Origin of the sequence: Serratia sp. H1w (assembly GCF_000633355.1) — a bacterium.
In the GTDB taxonomy this organism is placed as follows: Bacteria; Pseudomonadota; Gammaproteobacteria; order Enterobacterales; family Enterobacteriaceae; genus Chania.
Window position 1 is genome coordinate 1 of record NZ_AYMQ01000152.1, and the last position, 4,456, is coordinate 4,456.

Below are 4,456 nucleotides of genomic sequence, written 5' to 3' on the forward strand. Positions count from 1 at the left end.
CCGGTTTTACTTGACCATTACAGAAGCGTGATGGAGGAGATGGCACCAACGATCTCACCTATTTGATCATGGACACCGTCGCAAAGATAAAAATGTATCAACCTTCGCTGGCGTGTCGTATCCATAATCAATCACCGCAGCCCTATCTGGAGAAAATACTGGATATCATCAAAGCGGGAGCTGGAATGCCCGCCTGCCACTTCGATGATGCGCATATCAAAATGATGCTGCGTAAGGGATTTGATTTCGATGATGCGCGTGATTACTGCCTGATGGGCTGCGTCGAACCACAGAAATCCGGACGAATTCATCAATGGACGGCCGGTGGTTTTACCCAATGGCCTATCGCCATCGAGCTGGTACTGCATCGTGGTGTGTTGCCTTCCTATGGCGGCATGCAAGGAATAGATACCGGCCCATTAGAAGATTTCAGCGATTATGAAAAATTTGCCGCCGCGGTGAAGCACCAACTGACTAAAATCATCACCACGACGGCCGAAGGCTCCGTGATTATTCAAAAAACCGTGCGTGACCTTGCCCCCACGCCTTATATGTCGCTCTTTGTCGACGGCTGTATGCAAAGCGGCAAAGACGTGCTCGCCGGTGGCGCTGCGCTTTATGACGGGCCGGGGACCATTTTTGCCGGGCTGGCGACCTACGCAGATAGCATGGCTGCCATCAAAAAACTCGTTTACCAACAGCAGAAATATACGCTCACCGAGCTCAGGCAGGCGCTGGATGCCGATTGGCTGGGCTATGAATCTTTACGCACCGACTGTCTGGCCGCGCCTAAATATGGCAATGACGACAACTTCGCCGATCACATTGCGGCGGATATCGTTGATTTTACCGAGAGGACGATGAACCAGTATCCGTCCCTGTATGCCAGGCATATTCACGGTACGCTTTCCCAATCGTTCAATACGCCACTGGGTAGCATGATCGGAGCCACACCTGACGGACGCGCCGCCTATGCCCCCCTTTCTGATGCCATGAGCCCATCCCAAGGTGCTGATCACCAAGGCCCCACGGCCATCATCAAGTCGGTATCGAAAATTAACGTAGAGGCGATGAGCCTTGGTATGGCACATAACTTCAAACTCAGCAGTGGAGCTCTGGATACTCCAGAGGGCCGCGCAGGATGGATAACGCTTGATAGGGAGTGAGATAAATGGTGTAAGTGGAGCGAGATAAATCGAAAAATACGGGCAAATAGTGAGAAATAACGTAATGGAGATTGTAATTGTATTTCACATACTGAAAGAGAACCAAGGGCGGAAAAATTTCATTCCGCCCTCAATTTTACTCATCGTCAGGGAACAGCTCAAGGCCAGGCTGTGAACGTTTCAGAATCCGTTTTTCCACACGCTTGATCACCTTACGCAGTCCACCTTCCGTCATGCCGTATGTGATGACCAACTGCTGCCAGGGCATCCTCTTGCGCCAGTCTTCGTAAATCTGAAGATCTCGCGCCGACAACTTGAAGAAATAGTCCTGCGGGAATGTAATCAATTGTCCGGCGAAATGCTCACAGATGAAATTAGCTACATTGGTACCTAACTGATCGGCAGAGTCTGTAGGCAGCCCGTGTTCCTGAGCGACCAGTGTTACATACTCTGCCAATTCTGTAAGTAACCAATGCCGTTTTTCTTCCATCTCGCTCTTCATACTGACCTCGCCTACTTACGGCCCAACCACTGCTTGAGTTTCTCAATGGCCTGGTGAGCCTGATCTGGCTCTTGTTTCAACCAGATCAACCGAGCTACACCTGTTTCGCCCAGTAACCAGGCATCAAGGGCTTTCTGTGACTTATCCCGCACCAGCCCTGCCTTAGCCAGATCTTGCCACAGCACCCAGATTTTGCGGCCCATAGGGAAATCAGCCATAGGTACTTCGCGAAATTTGCCTGAAATCTTGAACCCACGGCCACGTAGGTGGGCGAGAACGTTGGCCAGTTGCTTATCATCCATCTTGCTACATGAGTCTTTGCCGGTCAGGTTCTGCAGCATCACGCGGTAGGCATCGTCGGATACTTCCAGTTTGTTGCGGGCGATATGTATCAACTGGATGGTTTTGGCTCGGTTCATAAGTCCCCCTCTGGATACTTCCAGCCACGTTCGCAATACTTGGCGCGAGCTTTACACCACCGTTGATTGACATAATGACGCGCCACAGCAGCAGCTTTGAGCCATTCCTGCGCTGCATCATCAAAGCAGTTGTGTTGTTCAAAGTGACGGGCCTGGTCTGCGAAGATATAATAATCACCTGATGGGGTATCCCGTGGTACTGGTACATTGAGTTTACTTGCACGGATAATCTTCGATGCAACACGTTTCATAGACCCTGGTTGTCCATAGCAGCGTTCTTTGCCTTTCCAGCCGCTCTGTAGTGTTCCTTTATTAAGATCTCTGCTAAGTAATGCACTCACGTGATGTGCCTTAATACCGGTATATACCCCCAGTTCTTGGCTGGTACTTGGCCCTAGAATGGCTAATGCCTGGCGCAATAATTTTGTTTTATTCAGACTCTCCATTATTTGCCTCCTTTACAGACCTGATAACCGTCTTTATCCATACGTGGAGTAATGCCTGAGCCGCTCACGCTAAGGTACTGACACCCCGTGCCAACGTCGGTATAAAGAGCCAAACCAGAGCGCCGGATGCCGTCAGTATCATCAACAAGAAATCCTGCTTTAAATGACAACCAGGACAATAACGGTAGGATGATGGCCGCAATCACTACGATCAAAACCAGCTTTTTTGCAGTCTTACGGCCAGCGGCTATCAGCCCACCATAAATCGCCTGCGCTAAATCTGCGCGTGCTTCTGGGGTAATCTCCACTATTTTGCGCGTAGATAAATCATTCATGGTTATCACCATTGCATTCACATAACCCCTGAAATGCGACAGTTAATGCGTTTGGTGCGCCATAAGGCGTCACATCTGTTAACTCAAGCCACTGGCGGCTACCACGATAAATGATCTCTACGCGCGGGGAGCTTACGGAAACTACTGTTCCTGTTCTCTCCGACATTTTTACTGATGTTCCGTTTTTCGTCATTTTTGTGACTTGAAAACAAAAATTCACTTTGTCACCAACATTGATAGCTGAATGATCGACTGGTAATGGTTTATGGCATGATGGACAACGATATTTATTCATTGGAGAACCTCATAATATAATTACGCCATTAATGCTAGGCAAATAGGCTGACTAAATACGCCACGCCCCCAATAGAGATAACCCAGAAAGCAATGCAAGAAATAAAGATGCACAGCCATATATTTTTGTGAATAAAATGCACTGTTTATTCTCCTTTACTTGATGCTGACAACAGACATGTCAGCGTTCACGCTTTTACTCTTTGGTATTTGTGGTGTCTGCCTTCATTCCCTACCATCGAACTTCGTTTTTAACCCGATGAATCACAGGTGATGGTATGGATGCAAAATACGAAAAAGCGTTACAAAAGATGCAAGAAATGCAGGATGTAGCCCGTGTAGAGCTGCCCTCCGCTGCAATAGGGAGGGCTGCATATGCACTGATCAAAACGGTGTTGCCTTTACTCCTGAGTTGGTTTTGCAGCGACTGCATGAAGAAGCTGCTGCGGAGTCTGGCCATCCACACACAACCCAGATACGTCTGGCGATAGAGTTTCTGACGGATGCTGGGTATCACTTGCCAGCAGATTAACCACCATCATCAACATTTTGAACCAGTCCAGGTCGCGGTCGCATTCGGATATTGCTCTTAGCAATGCGGCCTTTGGTGTACATAAGTCCTCTCTTGATATTGAGAACCACCGTTTTCCCTCAATCTCTGACCAGCCTTCAGAATTATCCCTTTCAGTCAGGCAAAAGTGTTTAACAGAAAAATCGTTAAAATCTTCGTTAAACTCCCGCTCGAATGCATCTCTATTAAAAACAGTAATGGTGATGCATTTATTTTCTGTTTTACCAATAAAGGCTGCACTGGAACTTGTGTACATGCCTTGAGTGTCAACCATGCTATTGATGGTGTTTTCCAACTTACTAACATCGGTTATTTTTATCATGAGTTACTCCAACGCTTCCAGGTCACCGGTGGGCACAAATGTGTTATAGAGTTGCCCGCAATGCGGGCATTTTAGAACCAGGTCAACACACCAAACGCCATCATGTCCTTGCATGATATTTGCCTGTTCCAAGTCAAGTTCGTTGACTTCTTTCTTACAGCTTTTGCAAGAGAGGCTCATTCGCTGCTCTCCTGCTCAAATGGAATGATGGCAAAATCTTCCAGGTCGCGATTAATCGTGATGCCTGGAATATTTTTTACTGCGTCTGGCTCATTTAAAATGGCTTCCTTATTAATTTCATCCTTGGAGCGAATAAAACGAATAAGTTTTAATTTCTTCAGCGCCTCCATGACGGACTCAACCCCTTTAATGGTGCAGCTCGGTCATGTATTCAATGTGTA

At 47.6% G+C, this 4,456-nt stretch carries 6 protein-coding genes and 2 pseudogenes; 1 reads left to right on the forward strand and 7 read right to left on the reverse strand.

Features of this window, described 5'->3' with window-relative positions:
* Window positions 1–20: 20 nt before the first annotated feature.
* A pseudogene (locus U869_RS29800) lies at window positions 21–1,160 on the forward strand (pyruvate formate lyase family protein); the annotation flags it as partial.
* A 142-nt stretch (window positions 1,161–1,302) separates the two neighbouring features.
* Here the strand turns inward: U869_RS29800 and U869_RS0127550 are convergent.
* From U869_RS0127550 to U869_RS0127580, 7 genes and pseudogenes are all read right to left on the reverse strand, one after another.
* On the reverse strand, window positions 1,303–1,668 hold the full coding sequence (locus U869_RS0127550; protein ID WP_025121768.1) for a Mor transcription activator family protein: 366 nt from the start codon (window positions 1,666–1,668) through the stop codon (window positions 1,303–1,305).
* A gap of 11 nt (window positions 1,669–1,679) precedes the next feature.
* Window positions 1,680–2,087 carry a gp16 family protein gene (locus tag U869_RS0127555; protein ID WP_025123944.1) on the reverse strand — a complete coding sequence of 136 codons (408 nt, stop codon included), beginning with the start codon at window positions 2,085–2,087 and terminating at the stop codon, window positions 1,680–1,682.
* Window positions 2,084–2,533 carry an ANR family transcriptional regulator gene (locus U869_RS29805; protein WP_025123943.1) on the reverse strand — a complete coding sequence of 150 codons (450 nt, stop codon included), beginning with the start codon at window positions 2,531–2,533 and terminating at the stop codon, window positions 2,084–2,086. Before U869_RS29805 ends, U869_RS0127555 begins: the two co-directional genes overlap by 4 nt.
* Window positions 2,533–2,868, reverse strand: coding sequence for a DUF6440 family protein (locus U869_RS29810; RefSeq protein WP_025123942.1), 336 nt, complete (start codon window positions 2,866–2,868; stop codon window positions 2,533–2,535). The genes U869_RS29805 and U869_RS29810 overlap by 1 nt, the downstream gene beginning before the upstream one ends.
* Window positions 2,861–3,163: a hypothetical protein gene (locus tag U869_RS32335; RefSeq protein WP_071998307.1), complete on the reverse strand. Its 303-nt coding sequence runs from the start codon at window positions 3,161–3,163 to the stop codon at window positions 2,861–2,863. Before U869_RS32335 ends, U869_RS29810 begins: the two co-directional genes overlap by 8 nt.
* A 400-nt stretch (window positions 3,164–3,563) precedes the next feature.
* Window positions 3,564–4,055 (reverse strand): hypothetical protein, encoded by a 492-nt coding sequence (locus tag U869_RS0127570; protein WP_025123941.1) that lies wholly within the window; start codon window positions 4,053–4,055, stop codon window positions 3,564–3,566.
* A gap of 176 nt (window positions 4,056–4,231) precedes the next feature.
* Window positions 4,232–4,438: pseudogene (locus U869_RS0127580) on the reverse strand (host-nuclease inhibitor Gam family protein); the annotation flags it as partial.
* Window positions 4,439–4,456 lie beyond the last annotated feature (18 nt).